This window comes from Gordonia cholesterolivorans (assembly GCF_039531975.1).
In the GTDB taxonomy this organism is placed as follows: Bacteria; Actinomycetota; Actinomycetes; order Mycobacteriales; family Mycobacteriaceae; genus Gordonia; species Gordonia sihwensis.
In genome coordinates this window covers 20,448-38,623 of sequence record NZ_BAAARB010000006.1, presented here as the reverse complement: position 1 = coordinate 38,623, position 18,176 = coordinate 20,448, and the positions used below count along the sequence as shown (strand labels likewise).

Here is an 18,176-nt window from a genome sequence, read left to right as displayed (position 1 = left end):
GCTGTGCTCCTCGTCGCGCGGATGCTGCCCCGATTGTAGGTGCGCCCTCCGACATCCGGCCGTCTGCGCCGGTGGCCGTCAGCTCGTCACACGGTCGGCCGTGGGTTGGGATTCGAGGTAGCGCTCCCGGGAGTCGTCGAGCTCGTCGATCCAGCGGGTGTGGTGAACGGCGGCCATCGTTCCCGTCATCACCGACGGGTACACCTGATCCCGGTAGGTGAGGATGTTCCGCTTCTTGTCGGCCTTCCATTCGAGGAAGATCCGCACCACCTCGTCGAGGTCGAACATCGGGTAGTCCGTCTGCTCGATCAGATCGCGGATGTAGTCGGCCTGGAAACGCACCGCGGCGGCGTCGTCCTCGACGCCGCGGTAACGATCGGCCCACTGACGCATGTGCGCGGCACGCTCATCGGCAGACGGGAGCTGGGCTCGACCGAGGATGAGGTCCCGTACATACCAGGCCTGCGCGTCGAACATGTTGAACGTGAACCACTGATCCTGCGCGCCGAGGTAGTGCAGGTGCGGGTTCGCCTGCCACGTCACGCCCCGGTAGAGACCGCCGGGGTAGAGGTTGTTGGGCGAACGCAGATGCAGATGCTCCGGGAGGAACGGGTAGTGGTGCAGGTACCCGGTGCAGAGGATGATCGCGTCGAACTCTCCGGATGAGCCGTCGATGAAGGTGGCGACACCGCCGTCGATCCGGTCGATCTGCGGTCTCTCGTCGACACCGTCGGGCCACGCGAATCCCTGCGGCCGCGACCGGTAGCTCATCGTCACGTGCCGGGCCCCCATCTTGTGAGATTGGATGCCGATGTCCTCGGCGGAGTACGACCCCCCGACGAGCAGCAGGCGCTGACCGGCGAATCGCTCGGCGCCGCGGAACTCGTGCGCGTGGATCACCTCGCCGGGAAAGGTTTCGATTCCCGCGATGTCGGGGACATTGGGAAATGAGAAATGACCCGTCGAGACGATGACTTCGTCGAAGACCTCGGTGGAGGTCACATGCTCGCGCAGATCGTCGACGGTGACGGTGAACTGTTCGGTCTCATCGTCGAATTCCACCCGACGCACCACGTGAGCGAATCGGACGAGTTCTTTCACACCCGACTGGACGGCACGGCCGTTGATGTAATCCCAGAGGACTTCGCGAGGAGGATAAGAGGAGATCGGACGGTTGAAATGCTCGTCGAATGTGTACTCGGCGAACTCGAGCGCCTCTTTGGGGCCGTTGGACCACAGATTCCGGTACATGCTCGAATGCACGGGTTCGCCGTACCCGTCGGTTCCGGTGCGCCAGGTGAAGTTCCACTGTCCACCCCAGTCGTCCTGCTTCTCGTAACAGACCACTTCGGGGATCTCGGAGCCGGACTTCTCCGCCGATTTGAAAGCGCGCAGGGCTGCCATTCCACTGGGCCCCGCGCCGATGATCGCAACTCTTTTCACACTATTCAACATTTTACCTTTCACGCCAGACTGGACTGAGGGATGTCGTTGGAATCCGCCGGTCCCGGGCCGTGTACCGGCCCATCTGTGGTCAAACGATCGATGGTCGTCCCAAGGGTCACGATGGTGAATTGTCCGACCGATGTCAAACTCGTCGGGAGTGATTTCAGCGGCGTGATAGAATTGCATGTTTCGCATTCTTCAGAGCGAATCGGTCGCCGGCTCGGTGGCTCGTGGCACCGGCTGCCCGCTACGGTCGGTCCATGACCGCCCCGCATTCCCGCGCTCTCAACCGAAACACCGTGCTGTGCGTCTCGCTGGCGGCGCGGCCGTCCGACATCGGGACCCGCTTCCACAACTATCTCTACAACCGGTTGGGCCTGAACTTCGTCTACAAGGCCTTCGCGCCGACCGACATCGCCTCGGCGGTGGCCGGGATCCGTGGCCTCCCGATCCGCGGTGCCGGGGTGTCGATGCCGTACAAGGAGGCGGTGATCGACCTGATCGACGTGATGGAGGAGTCGGCCGCGGCCATCGACTCGGTGAACACGATCGTGAACGACGACGGCGTGCTCCACGCGTACAACACCGACTATCAGGCGGTCGCCGACCTGCTGGCCGCCTCGCGCTTCGATCGCACCGCGCCGGTGGCCGTCGCCGGAAGCGGCGGAATGGCGAAGGCGGTGGTCGCGGCGCTGCGTGCGACCGGCTTCACCGATGTGACCGTGGTCGCGCGCAACCGGGCCGCCGGTGCCGTGCTCGCCGCGCGATACGGCTACCGGCATGCGGTCAACGCAGCGGGACTCGCCCCCGCGACTCTCGTCAACGCGACGCCGATCGGCATGGCCGGGGGACCGGACGCCGACGCGCTGCCGTTCGACGAGGCTCTCGTCGACGCGGCGACCGGTTGTCTCGAGGTGGTGGCGATGCCGCCCGACACGCCGATGGTGCGGGCGATGCGGGCCCGCGGACTCGAGACGATCAGCGGAGACGCGGTGATCGCCGGACAGGCCGCGGCGCAGTTCGCGCTCTACACCGGAGTGACGCCGACGCCGGAACAGATCCGGGAGGCGTCCGAGTACTCACGTGCCGGCGATGCGACACTGACCGGGTGACTTCGACTACCGGCGCGCCCTCGGTGAAAGTGATCGCCTTCGACACCTTCGGGACGGTGGCCGACTGGCATACCGGGGTCAGTCGTGTTCTGGCTCAGATCTTTCCGGAGATCGACGCCTCGGCGCTGGCGCGTTCCTGGCGACGAACCTACGCGCCGGCACTGGCCGAGGTGGAACAGGGGAGCCGGGACTGGACGCTGCTCGACGATCTGCATCGCGAATCACTCGACCGGCTGCTGCGCGAAGAGCACGGAATCCGGGCCGGCGCCGATCAGCTGGACGCCGCGGTGCACGCGTGGCACGTCCTCCCGGCGTGGCCGGATTCGCCCGAGGGACTCCGCCGCCTCAAGGAGAGGTACACGATCTGCGCCCTGAGCAACGGCAACGTGGCACTCCTGACCGAGATGGCCAAGTCCGCGGGTCTGCCCTGGGACTTCATCGGCGGCTCGGACCTCTGGCGCCACTACAAACCGTCCGGTGAGGTGTACCTCGGGCTCGCGCGGCTGATGCGGGTGGATCCCGGTGAGGTCCTGATGGTCGCGACGCACGTGACCGATCTCGCCGCGGCGCGTGGATTCGGCCTGCAGACGGCGTATGTGGAGCGGCCCGCGGAATGGGGTCCGGAGCCCAAGCCGGAGGCGCGCTGCCCCGACGATCGCTTCCACGTTCGCGGCATCGACGAACTCGCGACCCTGCTCGGCTGCTGAACCGAGCTACCGCCACTACGCTCGCGTCATGACGCAGATCCGTCCGTTCCTCATGTTCCAGGGGGCCGTCGCCGCCGACGCGATCGACCTGTACCTCTCCGCATTCCCCGGCGGACGCGTGGTCACGTCCGCGCCGCACGCCGACCCGGCCCAGGGCATCATGCTCGCCGAACTCGATCTCGCCGGCCTGCGGGTGCTGGTCAGCGACAGCGCCGTCGGCCACGCCTTCGATTTCACCCCGTCGAGTTCGCTGTTCGTCGACGTCGACGAACGCGCCGAGCTCGAGCGTCTCGCCGCACTTCTCGGCGAAGGCGGCGGGGTCTTGATGCCGATCGGCGACTACGGCTTCTCGCAGGCCTTCGCCTGGGTCAACGACCGATTCGGAGTGTCCTGGCAGCTGAACCTGCCCTGAGCACTCCCCCGGCGGGTGGGGCCTCGGACAGCGCCGATTCCCGGCACCGAGGTCCGATTGTCGTGAACCGCACCTGGGACAATAAGATAGGTTCCCGTGACTCCCACCGAACTCGCTGCTCTGCTTCGCGCTGCGACGCAGAAGGTCTTCCACGCTCATGACCTCGATACGTCGTTGATTCCGGAGACCGTGGTCGTGGAGCGTCCGCGCAGCCCGGAGCACGGCGATTACGCCACCAACATCGCCCTGCAACTGGGCAAGCGCGCGGGAGCCAATCCGCGCGAACTGGCGACGTGGCTGGCCGACGAGTTCGCGACCGACCCCGGCATCGACTCCGCGGAGGTCGCCGGACCCGGATTCGTCAATCTGCGCTTGGCTGCGGCCGCACAGAATCAGACGGTCGCCGCCGTCCTCGCACAGCGGGATGCGTACGGCCGCGGTGACGAGCTCTCGGCGCTGAACGTGAACCTGGAGTTCGTGTCCGCCAATCCCACCGGCCCCATCCACCTCGGCGGCACACGCTGGGCCGCGGTGGGCGACGCACTAGGGCGCGTGCTCACCGCACGCGGCGCGAAGGTGACGCGCGAGTACTACTTCAACGACCACGGCGAGCAGATCAACCGGTTCGCGAACTCGCTGCTGGCCGCGGCCAAGGGCGAGCCGACCCCCGACGACGGGTACGCCGGCGAGTACATCGACGAGATCGCCGCGACCGTCGTCGAGAAGTCGCCCGGAGTCCTCGAGCTGCCGGTCGCGGAGGCGCGGGAGGTCTTCCGTGCCGAGGGCGTGGAGCTCATGTTCGCGCACATCAAGCGGACGCTGCACGAGTTCGGCACCGATTTCGACGTCTACACGCACGAGAACTCGATGTTCGATCGAGGCCTCGTCGAGCAGGCGATCGACGAGCTCAAGGCCAACGGGAACCTGTACGAGGCCGAAGGCGCCTGGTGGCTGCGGTCGACGAATTACGGCGACGACAAGGACCGCGTCGTCATCAAGAGCGACGGGAACGCCGCCTACATCGCCGGCGACATCGCCTACCTCAAGGACAAGCACGACCGCGGCGCCAATCACCTCATCTACATGCTCGGCGCCGATCATCACGGCTACGTGGTTCGGCTGAAGGCCGCGGCCGCCGCGCTGGGATACGACCCCGAAGCCGTCGAGGTCCTCATCGGGCAGATGGTGAATCTGGTGAGGGACGGACAGCCGGTCCGGATGTCCAAGCGCGCGGGAACCGTCATCACGCTCGACGACCTCGTCGAGGCGGTCGGAGTCGACGCCGCCCGCTACGCGCTCATCCGCTCGTCGATCGACGTCAACATCGACATCGACCTCGATCTGCTGCGCAAGCAGTCCTCCGACAACCCGGTCTACTACGTGCAGTACGCGCATGCCCGGCTGTCGGCGCTGGCCCGTCACGCGGCCGAGCTCGGGTTGTCGGCGAGCACCGCGCGTCTGGAGCTTCTCGACGACGAGTCCGAGGGCGATCTGATCCGCACCATCGGCGACTTCTCCGAGGTGGTCGCCACCGCCGCCGCACTGCGCGAACCGCATCGGGTCTCCCGCTACCTGGAGTCGCTGGCCGGTGCCTATCACCGGTTCTACGCGCGCTGCCGCGTCCTCCCGCAGGGCGACGAGGAGGCGGGCGATGTGCACGCCGCCCGGCTCGCGCTCTGCGAAGCCACCCGCCAAGTCCTCGCCAACGGCCTCGAGCTGGTCGGCGTCAGCGCTCCGGAGAGAATGTGATGGCACACCCCGCCGGCCCCCGCCACGCCGAGATCCTCGCCGCTCCGCACCTCGCGGAGCGCCCCAACCGCCCCGAAGAGCTCTCCCGTATCCCGGAGAAAGTCTACCCGCGTGGGACCGTCCGCGACGAGGACGGCGTCGTGACGATCGGCGGAGTCCGGGTCGACCGGCTCGCCGAGCAGTACGGCACCCCGCTGTTCGTGTACGACGAAGCGGACTTCCGGTCGCGCTGCGCCGACATGCAGCGGGCGTTCGGGCCGTACGGCCGCGTGCACTACGCGTCGAAGGCCTTTCTCTCCTCGCAGGTCGCGAAGTGGATCGAGTCCGAGGGCCTCTCGCTCGACGTCTGCTCCGGAGGCGAACTGGCGGTGGCGCTGCACGCGGGATTCCCCGCCGAGCGCATCGCGCTGCACGGCAACAACAAGGCCGAGGACGAACTGGCGGCGGCACTCGACGCCGGTGTCGGGGACATCGTCCTGGACTCGATGATCGAGATCGAGCGTCTGGACCGTCTCGCCGGTGAACGGGGAGTGGTCGCCGACGTGCTGGTCCGGGTGACTCCAGGCGTCGAGGCGCACACTCACGAGTTCATCTCGACGGCGCACGAGGACCAGAAGTTCGGTTTCGCACTCGCCGGCGGTGTGGCGCTCGACGCGGTTCGCGCGGTCTTCGCCGCCGACAACCTGCGTCTGGTGGGGCTGCACAGCCACATCGGCTCGCAGATCTTCGAGATCGACGGATTCGAGCTCGCCGCACGCCGGGTGATCGGCCTGCTCGCCGACATCGTCGCCGAGTTCGGGGTCGAGAAGACCTCGCAGCTCAAGGTGCTCGACCTCGGCGGCGGTCTCGGCATCTCGTACCTGGAGAGCGACGACCCGCCGCCGGTCAGCGTGCTGGCCGAGGCGCTGGCGGAGATCGTCCGCCGCGAGTCGGCCGCGCTGAACCTGCCGATGCCGACCATCGCGGTCGAACCCGGTCGCGGGATCGCGGGGCCGGCGGGCGTGACGCTGTACCGGGTGGGAACCGTCAAGGACGTCGCACTCGACGGGAACACCGTGCGCCGGTACGTCTCGGTCGACGGCGGCATGAGCGACAACATCCGCACGGTGCTCTACGACGCCGAGTACGACGTCCGGCTCGCCTCGCGCGTCTCGGACGCGAAGGCCGTCGTCTGCCGGGTGGTGGGCAAGCACTGCGAGAGCGGCGATATCGTTATCCGCGACTGCTGGCTGCCGGACGACCTGGCCCCGGGCGATCTGCTCGTGGTGGGCGCCACCGGCGCCTACTGCTATTCCATGTCGAGCCGCTACAACATGGTGCCGCGTGCGGCGGTCGCGACAGTCAATGACGGCCGGTCCCGGCTCATGCTGAGGCGGGAGACGGTGGAGGACTTCTTGAGCCTGGAGGTGGACCCGGAATGAGCGAATCATCCCGTCCGATCGGCGTGGCCGTGTTGGGCATGGGCAATGTCGGCACCGAGGTCGTTCGGATTCTGACCGAGAACGCCGCCGACCTGCGGGCTCGGATCGGCGCGCCGCTCGTGCTCCGGGGCGTCGCGGTGCGCGATGCCTCCCGAGCGCGCGAGGGCGTCGATCCGGCGTTGCTGACCGACGATCCGCACAGCCTCGTCGCCCGCGACGACGTCGACATGGTGGTCGAGCTGATCGGCGGCATCGAGCCGGCCCGCGCGCTCATCAAGACCGCCCTGGAGTCGGGCAAGTCCGTCGTCACCGCCAACAAGGCGCTGATCGCCGCGCATTCGGGCGAACTGGCCAAGGCGGCCGAGGACAACCGGGTCGACCTGTACTTCGAAGCGGCGGTCGCGGGCGCGATCCCGGTGATCCGCCCGCTGACCCAGTCGCTCGCGGGCGACTCGGTGAATCGGGTGGCCGGAATCGTCAACGGCACCACCAACTACATCCTCTCGGAGATGGACGAGACCGGCGCGGGCTACGGCAAGGTACTCGCCGAGGCCGGCCGGCTGGGCTACGCCGAGGCCGATCCCACCGCGGACGTCGAAGGGTACGACGCGGCTTCGAAGGCCGCGATTCTCGCCTCGATCGCCTTCCATTCCCGGGTCACCGCGTCGGACGTCTACCGCGAGGGGATCACCAAGATCACCTCGAAGGATCTCGAGGCGGCGAAGAAGTTCGACTGCACGGTGAAGCTCCTGGCCATCTGCGAGCGCATCCAGACCGCCGACGGGGAGAAGATCTCCGCCCGCGTCTACCCGGCGCTGGTTCCGTTGGAGCACCCGCTCGCCACCGTCAACGGCGCGTTCAACGCCGTCGCCGTGGAGGCGGAGAATGCCGGCCGCCTGATGTTCTACGGTCAGGGCGCCGGCGGCGCACCCACCGCATCGGCGGTGCTCGGTGATCTGGTGATGGCCGCCCGGAACCGGGTGTACCACGGGCGCGGTCCGCTGGAATCCACCTACGCCTCGCTGCCGATCGCGTCGATCGACGAGGTCCCGACGCGCTACTACGTCTCGATGAAGGTCGCCGACAAGCCCGGAGTCCTTCAGCAGGTGGCGGGCGAGTTCGCGGCGCGCGACGTCAGCATTGCCGCGGTACGCCAGGAGGGCGCGGGCACCGACGCCCGGCTGATCGTCGTCACACATCGCGCCTCCGACCGCGCACAGTCGGAAACCGTTGCCGCACTTGAACAGATGGACTCCGTAATCAAGGTGTCCAGCGTGCTCCGTCTGGAGGGAACCAATGACTAACGCCGAGTACCAGCCCGTCCACCGCGGATGGCCGGGCCTGATCGAGGCCTACCGCGACCGCATGCCGGTGCGCGACGACTGGAAGATCGTCACCCTCCTGGAGGGCGCGACGCCGCTGGTGGCGGCTCCGGTGCTCTCGGAGATCACCGGCTGCGAGGTCTACCTCAAGGTGGAGGGGCTCAACCCCACCGGGTCGTTCAAGGACCGCGGTATGACGATGGCCGTCACCAATGCCGTCAACAACGGCAAGAAGGCGGTCCTCTGCGCCTCGACCGGCAACACGTCGGCTTCGGCGGCGGCGTATGCCACGCGCGCGGGAATCACCTGTGCGGTGCTGATCCCCGAGGGCAAGATCGCGATGGGCAAGCTCGCTCAGGCCGTCATGCACGGCGCGAAGGTGATCCAGGTGCAGGGCAACTTCGACGACTGTCTGGAGCTCGCGCGCAAGGTGACCGCCGACTACCCGGAGATCGAGCTGGTCAACTCGGTGAACCCGGCCCGCATCGAGGGCCAGAAGACGGCGTCGTTCGAGATCGTCGACGTCCTCGGCAAGGCCCCCGACGTGCACGCACTCCCGGTCGGTAACGCGGGAAACATCACCGCGTACTGGAAGGGTTACCGCGAGTACCACTCCGACGGGATCATCGACTCCCTGCCGCGCATGCTCGGCGTCCAGGCCGCCGGTGCTGCGCCGCTGGTCAACGGAGCCCCGGTGAGCGACCCGGAGACCATCGCGACCGCGATCCGCATCGGCTCGCCGGCCAGCTGGAACCAGGCTGTCGCCGCCAAGGACGAGTCGGGCGGCATGTTCCGCGCGGCCACCGACGAGAAGATCCTCGAGGCGTACAAGCTGGTCGCCGGACGCGAAGGCGTCTTCGTGGAGCCGGCCTCGGCCGCCAGCGTCGCCGGCCTGCTCGCGAGCCGCGAGGAGGGCTGGGTGAAGCCGGGGGAGACCGTGGTGTGCACCGTGACCGGCAACGGTTTGAAGGACCCGGACACGGCGCTGCTCGGCATGCCGAAGGTGGATGCGATCCAGGTCGATCCCGTCGCCGTGGCGACTGCGCTGGGTGTGAACTGACGACGTGGAAACGGCGATGACCAACGACGCGCTGATCGGGCATCCCGACGCGGAATGCATTCTGCCCGAAGGGCTTTCGGTCCGAGTGAAGGTCCCGGCGTCGAGTGCGAATCTGGGTCCGGGGTTCGATTGCCTCGGCATGGCCCTCGCGATCTACGACGAGGTCGCGGTCACCGTCACCGGAACCGGCATCACCGTCGCGGTGACCGGCGAAGCCGCCGGCCAGGTTCCGCTCGACGAGCGCCACTTGGTGGCGCGCGCGGTGGTCCGGGGATTCGAGAGCGCCGGCGTCGCAGTCGGCGGTTTCCACCTCGAATGCCGCAACGCGATCCCGCACTCGCGCGGGCTGGGGTCGTCGGCCGCGGCAGCGGTGGGCGGACTCGCGGCGGCGTCGGCGCTGGTGGCCCTCGACGGTCGGCGCCCGGCCCTCGACGACGCTGCGCTGGTGCAGCTCTCCAGTGAGTTCGAAGGCCATCCCGACAATGCGGCGGCGTCCGTGCTGGGCTCGGCGGTGGTGACGTGGTCGCACGGTCAGGAGTCGTTCTACGCCCGCCGGTTGGAGTTGCATCCGGCGGTGGTGGCCACGGTATTCGTGCCGCAGACCGAGTCGTCCACCGAGACCACGCGCGGCCTGCTGCCCGACGCGGTGCCGCGAGCGGACGCGGTCTTCAACGTCAGCCGCGCGGCACTGGGAGTCGTGGCACTGACCACCGATCCCGCGTGGCTGATCGACGCCACCGAGGACCGTCTGCACCAGGGCTATCGCGAACAGGCGCTTCCCGAGACGACTCGCCTGGTGCATTCATTGCGCGAACGCGGACACGCCGCTACCGTATCGGGTGCTGGGCCTTCGGTTCTGGTGCTGGGAACGCGTCCCCTCGGAACGCACGAGGCAGACCTCGCCGCCGATCTGGGTTTCGCGATGATCCCCGTCGCGGTGGCGGACGGCGTCGAGGTGGTCTCCTGACGCAGCGGCTACCCGGTGGTACGCTGAGAGTGCTTCACCGGGACCCAGGGCGTGTCTGATCTCCACCCGATTGTCCGGCGAACCAACAATTTTTGCTCCTCCACCCGTGTTCTGGGTGGGGCCCCCGGCATCTGAAGCCGGGGAACGAAAGGAATTCCGTGACCGAAACGGATGTGCAGGCACCCAAGCGGGCCCGTACCGGACTTTCCGCCATGCTGCTGCCCGAACTCCGCAGTCTGGCTGCTGAGCTGGGCATCAAGGGCACGTCGGGAATGCGCAAGGGCGATCTGATCGACGTGATCAGGGCTCATCAGCACGGCGGAGCCGGCTCCGCCAAGGGCGCAGAGAAGGCCGCGGCGGACAAGCGTGCGGAGAAGCCCGCAGAGAAGTCCGACGCAGAGAAGTCCGACGCAGCGAAGTCTGCGCCGGAGAAGCCGCAGGCCGGCGAGCGTGCCGCGAACGATCAGCAGCCCAGTGGACGGCGCAATGCCCGGCGCGGCGCCGATGCTGCGGGCGATGATGGATCGTCGCGGGCCGCGAAGGCTCCGGAGACCGACAGCTCTGACCACAAGAGCGCTGACCAGAAGAGCTCCGACCAGAAGGGCTCCGAGCAGCGCAACACCGAGCAGGGCCGCGACGAGAAGCCCGCCCAGCAGCGCGGCGAGCAGGACGGCGACGGCAACCGGCGCAACCGCAACCGCAACCGCGGGGGAGAGCGGAACCAGGGCGACAAGAGCCAGGACGGCGGCGATAAGTCGGGTCAGGGCAATCAGAACCAGGGCGGGAACCAGAACCAGGGTCAGAAGAACCAGGGCGGCAACCAGGGCGGCGGTCAGAACCAGAACCGCAACAACAACGATGACGACGACGGCGAGGGCGGTGGTCGTCGCCGCGGACGCCGGTTCCGCGAGCGTCGTCGCGGACGCGACCGCGACGGCGGCAACGCGGGGGAGCCCCAGGTCAACGAGGGCGACGTCCTCGCGCCGGTGGCGGGCATCCTCGACGTGCTCGACAACTACGCGTTCGTGCGGACGTCCGGCTACCTGGCCGGACCCAACGACGTCTACGTGTCGATGAACATGGTCCGCCGCAACGGACTGCGCCGCGGTGACGCGATCACCGGTGCCGTGAAGGTGCCGCGCGAGGGCGAGAACCCCAACAACCAGCGGCAGAAGTTCAATCCGCTGGTGCGGCTGGACACCGTCAACGGCACCGACGTCGACTCGGCGCGCAAGCGTCCCGACTTCACCAAGCTGACTCCGCTCTACCCGAATCAGCGACTGCGGCTCGAGACCACGCCCGAACGGATCTCTACCCGCGTCATCGACCTGATCATGCCGATCGGCAAGGGGCAGCGTGCGCTGATCGTCTCCCCGCCGAAGGCCGGTAAGACGACGATCCTGCAGGACATCGCGAACGCGATCACCACCAACAATCCGGAATGCCACCTGATGGTGGTGCTGGTGGACGAGCGTCCCGAAGAAGTCACCGACATGCAGCGGAGCGTGAAGGGCGAGGTCATCGCGTCGACCTTCGACCGCCCGCCGTCGGATCACACCAGCGTCGCGGAGCTCGCGATCGAGCGTGCCAAGCGGCTGGTGGAGAACGGTATGGACGTCGTCGTGCTGCTCGACTCGATCACCCGTCTCGGCCGCGCGTACAACAACGCATCGCCCGCCTCGGGCCGCATCCTCTCCGGTGGTGTCGACTCCCAGGCGCTGTATCCGCCGAAGCGATTCCTCGGTGCCGCGCGCAACATCGAGAACGGCGGATCGCTGACGATCATCGCTTCGGCGCTGGTCGAGACCGGGTCGACGGGCGACACGGTGATCTTCGAGGAGTTCAAGGGAACGGGCAACGCCGAACTGAAGCTCGACCGTAAGATCGCCGAGCGGCGCGTCTTCCCCGCGGTCGACGTCAACCTGTCGAGCACGCGCAAGGACGAGCTCCTGCTGTCGCCGGATGAGTTCGCCATCGTCCACAAACTGCGCCGTCTGCTCTCCGGACTGGACTCGCAGGCCGCGATCGACCTGCTCGTCGTGCAGCTCAAGAAGACGCGGAGCAATGTCGAGTTCCTGATGCAGGTGAGCAAGAACGCGCCCAGCGTCGTCGACAACGACTGAGGCCTCCACCGCGGATTGGTGCACTGTGCCGTATTCCGTGACCCGAATCGGGTCACGGGGTACGGCACAGTGGCGTTTCGGGAGAGTGCGGCGTCAGTAGACGTCGCGGCGGTACTGACCCGACTCGCGCAGCCGCTGGAGTTCGGCGCGTGCTCCCTCATCGTCGAAGCCGCCGTACTCGCGAATGATCGCCACCAGGGTCTCCTCCACGTCGCGTGCCATCTTGGTGGCGTCGCCGCATACGTAGAGGACCGCGCCGTCGCGGATCCAGCTGTACAGTTCCTCGCCCCGTCCTCCCATGAGGTGCGAGACGTAGACCTTCTCGTCCTGCTCGCGGGAGAAGGCGACGTCGAGCCGGAGGGTCCCGTCGGCTTCCATCGCCCACATCTCGTCGCGGTACAGGAAGTCCTGGTCGCGATGTCGAGCACCGTGGAACAGCCAGTTGCGTCCTCGGCCGTTGTCCTGGCGGCGCTCGTGCAGAAAGGCCCGGAACGGGGCGATGCCCGTGCCCGGGCCCACCATGATGATGTCGGTGTCCGGCTCGGGCAGCCGGAACGACTTGTTGGCAGTCACGTAGATCCCCACGGTGTCGCCGGGTTCCACGCGGTCGGCGAGATAGGTGGACGCGGCGCCGCCGCGGTCGCGGCCATCGCCCCAGAACTCGGTCGCGAAATGTCGCACGGTGGCGGGCGTCAGGTGCAGGGTTCCCTCGTGGACGGCAGGTGACGACGAGATCGAGTACGTCCGGGCGGCGAGGGGGCGCAGTTCGCCGAGGAAGGCCTCGGGCGTCGGAAACCAGGTGGGGTCCAGGTTGAGCAGGTCCAGGACGTCCCGGCCGCGCGACCATTCTTCGAGTGCGGCACGGTCGCCGGCCAGCAGGTCGGCCACCTCTCCGACGCCGCGGGCGTTCGCGAGGTGATCGAGCAGGTACGGCGAGACCGAGGTGATCTCGAAACCGTGTGTGAGTGCATTGGTGAGCGTCCGCTCACCCTTGCGGTCGGTGATCACCGTGTCGCCCGGAACGCCGAGCCGGTCGACGATCGCGGCGACCAGCGCCGGCTCGTTGGCGGGGGTGACGTTGACGGCATCGCCCGGCAGGTACTCCAGCCCGGAGCCGGAGATGTCGAGTACGAGGTGGCGCACCTCCTTGTCGCTGTCGGGTGCCGTCAGGAGGCTGTTGCGCACCACGGTCGCAGGGTACGGATTCCGGCGGGACCAGCGAGGCCGTTTCGAGGCGCGGGCGGTTGCGGCATCACTCGTCGGATTCGCGGTCGTCATGTGTACTCGGTGCTCCCGGAGGCTCGCAGGGACGTGGTGCGGGGTGGACGGCGTCCTCGACCGGGCCGGTCCGAGTACGAGGGTAGACCGTCCGGCGGTCGGCTCCGGTTGGGCCCGACAGGAAGAGAGACCGGTCTCACTGCGATCTGACTGCTGTCGCGCTGGAGGACCGCCAGGCCTCGCACCTGCGCGATTGGCCGGGGTGACCGGGGTTGTGGAATAATTCTTCGGTCAGTCCGGTTCCGGTTCACACCACTGAAAAATCAGAGGTGACCCGGCGACCATGATGAAGGGACATCAATGAAGCAGGGAATCCATCCCGACTACGAGGTGACCACCGTCAACTGCGGTTGCGGGAATGAGTTCACCACGCGCAGCACCGCCAAGGGCGGCCACATCACCGTGGAAGTCTGCTCCAACTGCCACCCGTTCTACACCGGCAAGCAGAAGATCCTCGATACCGGCGGTCGTGTGGCTCGCTTCGAGAAGCGTTACGGCAAGCGCGTCAAGTAGCTTGCACCCGGCGCCCGGCGAGAGATCCCAGCGGATCTCGAGTCGGGCGTCTGTCGTTTAATGCCCACCGTCGTTTAACGCCCACCGTCGGTTAACGCCCGCTGTCGTTCGACGCCGCCGTCTGCCGCGGCGCGCCGCGCCGGAGTGTCTGGGTGGAGCCTCCTAGGACGAAAGAGAATCATCAGGTGAGTACGCAGGAACCGTCCGCGATCGACGACATCCTCGCCGAGCACGCCGGACTCCAGGCTCAGTTGTCCGACCCGTCGTTGCACGACGATCCGGCCAACGCGCGCCGCGTGGGCAAACGGTTCGCCGAACTCGCACCCGTGATGACCACCTACACCAAGCTCACGGCCGCGCGCGACGACCTCGAGGCGGCCAGGGAACTCGCCGAGGCAGATCCGGGATTCGCCGAGGAGATCCCGGCGCTCGAGTCGACCGTCGCCGAGTTGGACGCCGCGCTGACCGACCTGCTGGCGCCCCGCGATCCACACGATTCCGACGACGTCGTGCTCGAGGTCAAGTCGGGAGCGGGTGGCGAGGAGTCGGCGCTGTTCGCCTCCGACCTCGTCCGCATGTACCTGAAGTACTGCGAGAAGCGCGGCTGGAAGGCGACGGTCCTGGGCGTCACCGAGTCCGATCTCGGCGGCTACAAGGAGGCCACCGTGTCGATCAAGGCGCGGGAGACGCTCCGCGACGGTGTGTGGTCGCGGCTGAAGTTCGAGGGCGGTGTCCACCGGGTTCAGCGGGTTCCGGTCACCGAGTCCCAGGGCCGGATCCACACATCGGCCGCCGGGGTGCTGATCTACCCGGAGCCCGACGAGGTGGAGGAGATCCACATCGACGAGTCCGACCTCCGGATCGACGTCTACCGCAGTTCCGGGAAGGGCGGTCAGGGCGTCAACACCACCGACTCGGCGGTCCGCATCACGCACCTGCCGACGAACATCGTCGTGACCTGTCAGAACGAGCGCTCGCAGTTGCAGAACAAGGCCCGTGCCATGCAGGTGCTCGCGGCGCGGCTCAAGGCCCTGGCGGAGGAGGAGGCCGAGGCCGAGGCCGCCGCCGGCCGGCAGGCGCAGATCCGGACCGTGGACCGTTCGGAGCGGATCCGCACGTACAACTTCCCGGAGAACCGCATCACCGACCACCGGATCGGCTACAAGGCCAACAACCTCGACTCGGTGCTCGACGGTGAGATGGACGCGCTGCTCGACGCGCTCGTCGACGCCGACAAGCAGGCACGCCTGCAGCAGTGACGGCACCCGAAGGCGGTTCGGCCGACGCTCTGCGCCGGTGGGCGGCGGTGCGGCTGGCCGAGGCCGGGATCGACTCGGCCGGTGCCGAGGCCGCCGAACTGGTGGCGCAGATGCTCGGGGTGGATCCCGGACGGCTGCTTCTCGTCGATGAGGTGCCTGCCGAGCTGCGCGGTCGCGTCGTTGCCGCCGTGGAGCAACGCTGCTCGCGGGTTCCTTTGCAGCACATCACTTCTCGCGCATTCTTCGCGGGCCTGGAGTTGACGGTGGGACCGGGAGTCTTCATTCCGCGGCCGGAGACCGAGTTGCTAGCGGAGTGGGCGCTGGCCCGCATCGCCGAACTCCGCGAGAGTGCGGGCGACCCGATCCGCGTGGTCGACCTGTGCTCCGGGAGCGGCGCGCTGGCCCTGGCGATCTCCGCCGGCGCACCCGACGCGACGGTGACGGCCGTCGAGCGCTCGGAGCGGGCGCTGTCGTATCTGCGACGCAACCTCGAGGCGACCGGACTCACGGAACGGGTCGCCGTGGTGCGGGCCGACGTCACCGATGTCGCGGCGGTCGCGCCCCTGCTGGCTTCGGCGCACGTCGTCGTGAGCAACCCGCCGTACGTTCCGTCCGGCGCCGAGGTCTCACCGGAGGTGGCGCACGATCCGCCCGAGGCGGTCTTCTCCGGCGACTGCGGAATGGACCTGATCGATCAACTGGCGCCGATCCTCGCCTCGGCTCTGCGAGTGGGCGCGTCTGTGGCCGTCGAGCACGACGACACGACCGCCGATCTGGTGCGCGACGCGCTGACGGCGACCGGCGGATTCGCCGCCGTCCGCACCCATGACGACCTCGCCGGGCGACCCCGGTTCGTGACCGCTGTACGAGCAGCCGTCGGTGACCCTGCGCGATCGGGGGCCGACGGCGTGGAAGGATGGAATACGTGAGCGCGGTGTTCGATTGCAGTGATCCAGACGAGCGGGAAGCCGGAATCCGGGCGGCGGTGGGAGCCGTGCGCGCCGGGCGGCTCATCGTGATGCCGACCGACACGGTCTACGGACTCGGGTGCGACGCATTCGACAGCGAAGCGGTCGCGTCGCTGCTGGCGGCGAAGGGCCGCGGGCGGGACATGCCGGTACCGGTCCTGGTGGGCTCGTGGCATACCGTGGACGGTCTAGTCAGGTCGGTGTCGCCGCAGGCCCGTGAGCTGGTGCAGGCCTTCTGGCCGGGCGGTTTGAGCCTGGTGGTGGAGCAGGCCCCGTCTCTCGCCTGGGATCTCGGCGACACCTCGGGCAGCGTGATGATCCGCATGCCCCTGCATCCGGTCGCGATCGAATTGCTGCGGGAGATCGGGCCGATGGCCGTCTCCAGCGCCAATATCTCCGGCCATCCGCCCGCGGTGCAGGTGCACCAGGCCCGCGAGCAGCTGCAGGAGAAGGTGTCGGTCTATCTCGACGGCGGTCCGGCCGACCATGCCGTCGCCTCGACGATCGTCGACCTCACCGGCCCGGACCCTCGCATTCTGCGTGAGGGCGCGATCACCGCCGAGGACATCGCCGAAGTGCTCGACGTGGACGCGGATGAGCTCCGGGGACGGCCGTGACCGATCCGCTGGCGAGTGATCCGGAGATCGCCGAACTGCTTCGGCGCGAGGAGACGCGCCGGCGCGGCAGCCTGCAGATGGTGGCCGCGGAGTCGACGGCCACCCCCGCGGTGCGGGCCGCGGTCGGATCGATTCTGGCGGACAAGTACGCCGAGGGCTATCCCGGCCACCGGTACCACGGCGGAGCGGAGGTGGTCGACGAGGTCGAGCAGCTCGCGATCAGCCGCGCGCACACGCTGTTCGGCGCCGATTACGTCAACGTCCAGCCGCTGTCGTGGGCGCTCGCGAACTTCGCGGTGTACGCCGCGTTCTCGCAGCCGGGCGATCAGGTGCTCTCCCTGAACCTCAAGCACGGCGGCCACCAGTCACACGGCTCGCGCGCGAACCTGTCGGGACGCTGGTTCAGTGTCCTGAACTACGAGGTCCGCCGCGACAACGAGCGGATCGACTACGACCAGATCCGGGATCTGGCCCTCATTCACCGGCCGCGGATTCTCGTCGCGGGCGGTACGTCCTACTCCCGGTCGTGGGACTTCGCGGCGATGCGCACCATCGCCGACGAGGCCGACTGCATCCTCTGGGTCGACGCGGCGCATCTGGCCGGTCTCGCCGTCGGCGGGGTGCTCGACTCGCCCGTGCCGTACGCCGACGTGGTGACGGTCGCCACCAACAAGGTGATGCGCGGACCGCGCGGCGGACTGCTGCTCGCCAGGTCCGAACACGAGGACTCGCTCTCGCGGGCGGTGTACCCGTTCATGCAGGGCGCTCCGGCGATGCACTCGATCGCGGCCAAGGCGGTGGCGTTCGGCGAGTGCCTGCGCCCGGAGTACGCGGCCTATGCCCGCGACGTGGCGGACGACGCCGCCACCCTGGCCACCGAACTGGGCGCGCGCGGGCTGCGCACCGTCTCGGGCGGCACCGACACGCATCTGGCGGTGATCGAGGTCTCGTCGCTCGGCATCACCGGACGGGAAGCGGCCAAGCGGCTGGCGGCCTGCCGGATCATCGTCGACAAGGCGGTCACCCCGTTCGACGAGGCGCCGGTCTCCGAGGGCTCGGCCATCCGCTTCGGCACGGCCGTACTTGCCGCCGACGGACTGCGGCCCGCGGACATGCCGCAGATCGCCGACCTCATGCTCGACGCGATGCGGACCGATCCATCCGACGAGGCCCGCCGCGCGGCGATCACCGCCGCCGTGGCGGCCGTGGGGGAGGGGTGACG

General features: G+C 68.2%; 16 protein-coding genes. 14 read left to right on the top strand and 2 right to left on the bottom strand.

Going from position 1 to position 18,176, the window contains the following annotated elements:
- Positions 1-78 precede the first annotated feature (78 nt).
- Positions 79-1,455, bottom strand: a complete 1,377-nt coding sequence (locus ABFX36_RS07540) for an NAD(P)-binding domain-containing protein (RefSeq protein WP_222111052.1) — start codon at positions 1,453-1,455, stop codon at positions 79-81.
- A gap of 251 nt (positions 1,456-1,706) precedes the next feature.
- On the opposite strand from ABFX36_RS07540, the gene ABFX36_RS07535 reads away from it, so the two are divergent.
- From ABFX36_RS07535 to rho, 9 genes are all read left to right on the top strand, one after another.
- A complete protein-coding gene (locus tag ABFX36_RS07535) occupies positions 1,707-2,558 on the top strand; it encodes a shikimate 5-dehydrogenase (RefSeq protein ID WP_346075740.1) in 852 nt (283 codons plus the stop codon).
- Entirely contained in the window at positions 2,555-3,265 is a 711-nt protein-coding gene (locus ABFX36_RS07530; RefSeq protein ID WP_231875733.1) for a haloacid dehalogenase type II, read from the top strand. Before ABFX36_RS07535 ends, ABFX36_RS07530 begins: the two co-directional genes overlap by 4 nt.
- 28 nt (positions 3,266-3,293) lie before the next feature.
- A complete protein-coding gene (locus ABFX36_RS07525; protein ID WP_346075738.1) occupies positions 3,294-3,677 on the top strand; it encodes a VOC family protein in 384 nt (127 codons plus the stop codon).
- Positions 3,678-3,773: 96 nt separating this feature from the next.
- On the top strand, positions 3,774-5,426 hold the full coding sequence (gene argS, locus ABFX36_RS07520; protein WP_006896418.1) for an arginine--tRNA ligase: 1,653 nt from the start codon (positions 3,774-3,776) through the stop codon (positions 5,424-5,426).
- Positions 5,423-6,847, top strand: a complete 1,425-nt coding sequence (gene lysA / locus ABFX36_RS07515; RefSeq protein WP_346075735.1) for a diaminopimelate decarboxylase — start codon at positions 5,423-5,425, stop codon at positions 6,845-6,847. The genes argS and lysA overlap by 4 nt, the downstream gene beginning before the upstream one ends.
- Positions 6,844-8,151 carry a homoserine dehydrogenase gene (locus ABFX36_RS07510; RefSeq protein WP_222111053.1) on the top strand — a complete coding sequence of 436 codons (1,308 nt, stop codon included), beginning with the start codon at positions 6,844-6,846 and terminating at the stop codon, positions 8,149-8,151. The genes lysA and ABFX36_RS07510 overlap by 4 nt, the downstream gene beginning before the upstream one ends.
- Entirely contained in the window at positions 8,144-9,229 is a 1,086-nt protein-coding gene (gene thrC / locus ABFX36_RS07505; RefSeq protein WP_006896415.1) for a threonine synthase, read from the top strand. The genes ABFX36_RS07510 and thrC overlap by 8 nt, the downstream gene beginning before the upstream one ends.
- A gap of 16 nt (positions 9,230-9,245) precedes the next feature.
- Entirely contained in the window at positions 9,246-10,196 is a 951-nt protein-coding gene (thrB, locus tag ABFX36_RS07500; RefSeq protein ID WP_346075731.1) for a homoserine kinase, read from the top strand.
- Positions 10,197-10,354: 158 nt separating this feature from the next.
- Positions 10,355-12,319, top strand: coding sequence for a transcription termination factor Rho (gene rho, locus ABFX36_RS07495; protein WP_428832048.1), 1,965 nt, complete (start codon positions 10,355-10,357; stop codon positions 12,317-12,319).
- A gap of 93 nt (positions 12,320-12,412) precedes the next feature.
- On the opposite strand, the gene ABFX36_RS07490 is transcribed toward rho, so the two are convergent.
- Positions 12,413-13,597 (bottom strand): diflavin oxidoreductase, encoded by a 1,185-nt coding sequence (locus ABFX36_RS07490; RefSeq protein ID WP_062367562.1) that lies wholly within the window; start codon positions 13,595-13,597, stop codon positions 12,413-12,415.
- Between the two features lie 300 nt (positions 13,598-13,897).
- On the opposite strand from ABFX36_RS07490, the gene rpmE reads away from it, so the two are divergent.
- The 5 genes from rpmE (at position 13,898) to ABFX36_RS07465 (ending at position 18,174) form a co-directional block, all read left to right on the top strand.
- Positions 13,898-14,110, top strand: a complete 213-nt coding sequence (gene rpmE / locus ABFX36_RS07485; RefSeq protein ID WP_006896411.1) for a 50S ribosomal protein L31 — start codon at positions 13,898-13,900, stop codon at positions 14,108-14,110.
- Positions 14,111-14,295: 185 nt separating this feature from the next.
- Complete coding sequence (gene prfA, locus ABFX36_RS07480; protein WP_062367563.1) at positions 14,296-15,369, top strand: peptide chain release factor 1; 1,074 nt, start codon at positions 14,296-14,298, stop codon at positions 15,367-15,369.
- Complete coding sequence (prmC, locus tag ABFX36_RS07475; protein WP_062367564.1) at positions 15,366-16,298, top strand: peptide chain release factor N(5)-glutamine methyltransferase; 933 nt, start codon at positions 15,366-15,368, stop codon at positions 16,296-16,298. The genes prfA and prmC overlap by 4 nt, the downstream gene beginning before the upstream one ends.
- Positions 16,295-16,954 carry an L-threonylcarbamoyladenylate synthase gene (locus ABFX36_RS07470; protein WP_039867458.1) on the top strand — a complete coding sequence of 220 codons (660 nt, stop codon included), beginning with the start codon at positions 16,295-16,297 and terminating at the stop codon, positions 16,952-16,954. Before prmC ends, ABFX36_RS07470 begins: the two co-directional genes overlap by 4 nt.
- The gene (locus ABFX36_RS07465) at positions 16,951-18,174 is read left to right on the top strand and encodes a serine hydroxymethyltransferase (RefSeq protein ID WP_346075726.1); all 1,224 of its coding nucleotides are present in this window, start codon (positions 16,951-16,953) and stop codon (positions 18,172-18,174) included. The genes ABFX36_RS07470 and ABFX36_RS07465 overlap by 4 nt, the downstream gene beginning before the upstream one ends.
- Positions 18,175-18,176: the final 2 nt, after the last annotated feature.

Coding starts and splice junctions, on each gene's coding strand:
- ABFX36_RS07540 (WP_222111052.1), bottom strand. CDS start 1,455: ATGTTGAATAGTGTGAAAAGAGTTGCGATCATCGGCGCGGGGCCCAGT.
- ABFX36_RS07535 (WP_346075740.1), top strand. CDS start 1,707: ATGACCGCCCCGCATTCCCGCGCTCTCAACCGAAACACCGTGCTGTGC.
- ABFX36_RS07525 (WP_346075738.1), top strand. CDS start 3,294: ATGACGCAGATCCGTCCGTTCCTCATGTTCCAGGGGGCCGTCGCCGCC.
- ABFX36_RS07510 (WP_222111053.1), top strand. CDS start 6,844: ATGAGCGAATCATCCCGTCCGATCGGCGTGGCCGTGTTGGGCATGGGC.
- thrC (WP_006896415.1), top strand. CDS start 8,144: ATGACTAACGCCGAGTACCAGCCCGTCCACCGCGGATGGCCGGGCCTG.
- thrB (WP_346075731.1), top strand. CDS start 9,246: ATGACCAACGACGCGCTGATCGGGCATCCCGACGCGGAATGCATTCTG.
- ABFX36_RS07490 (WP_062367562.1), bottom strand. CDS start 13,597: ATGACGACCGCGAATCCGACGAGTGATGCCGCAACCGCCCGCGCCTCG.
- rpmE (WP_006896411.1), top strand. CDS start 13,898: ATGAAGCAGGGAATCCATCCCGACTACGAGGTGACCACCGTCAACTGC.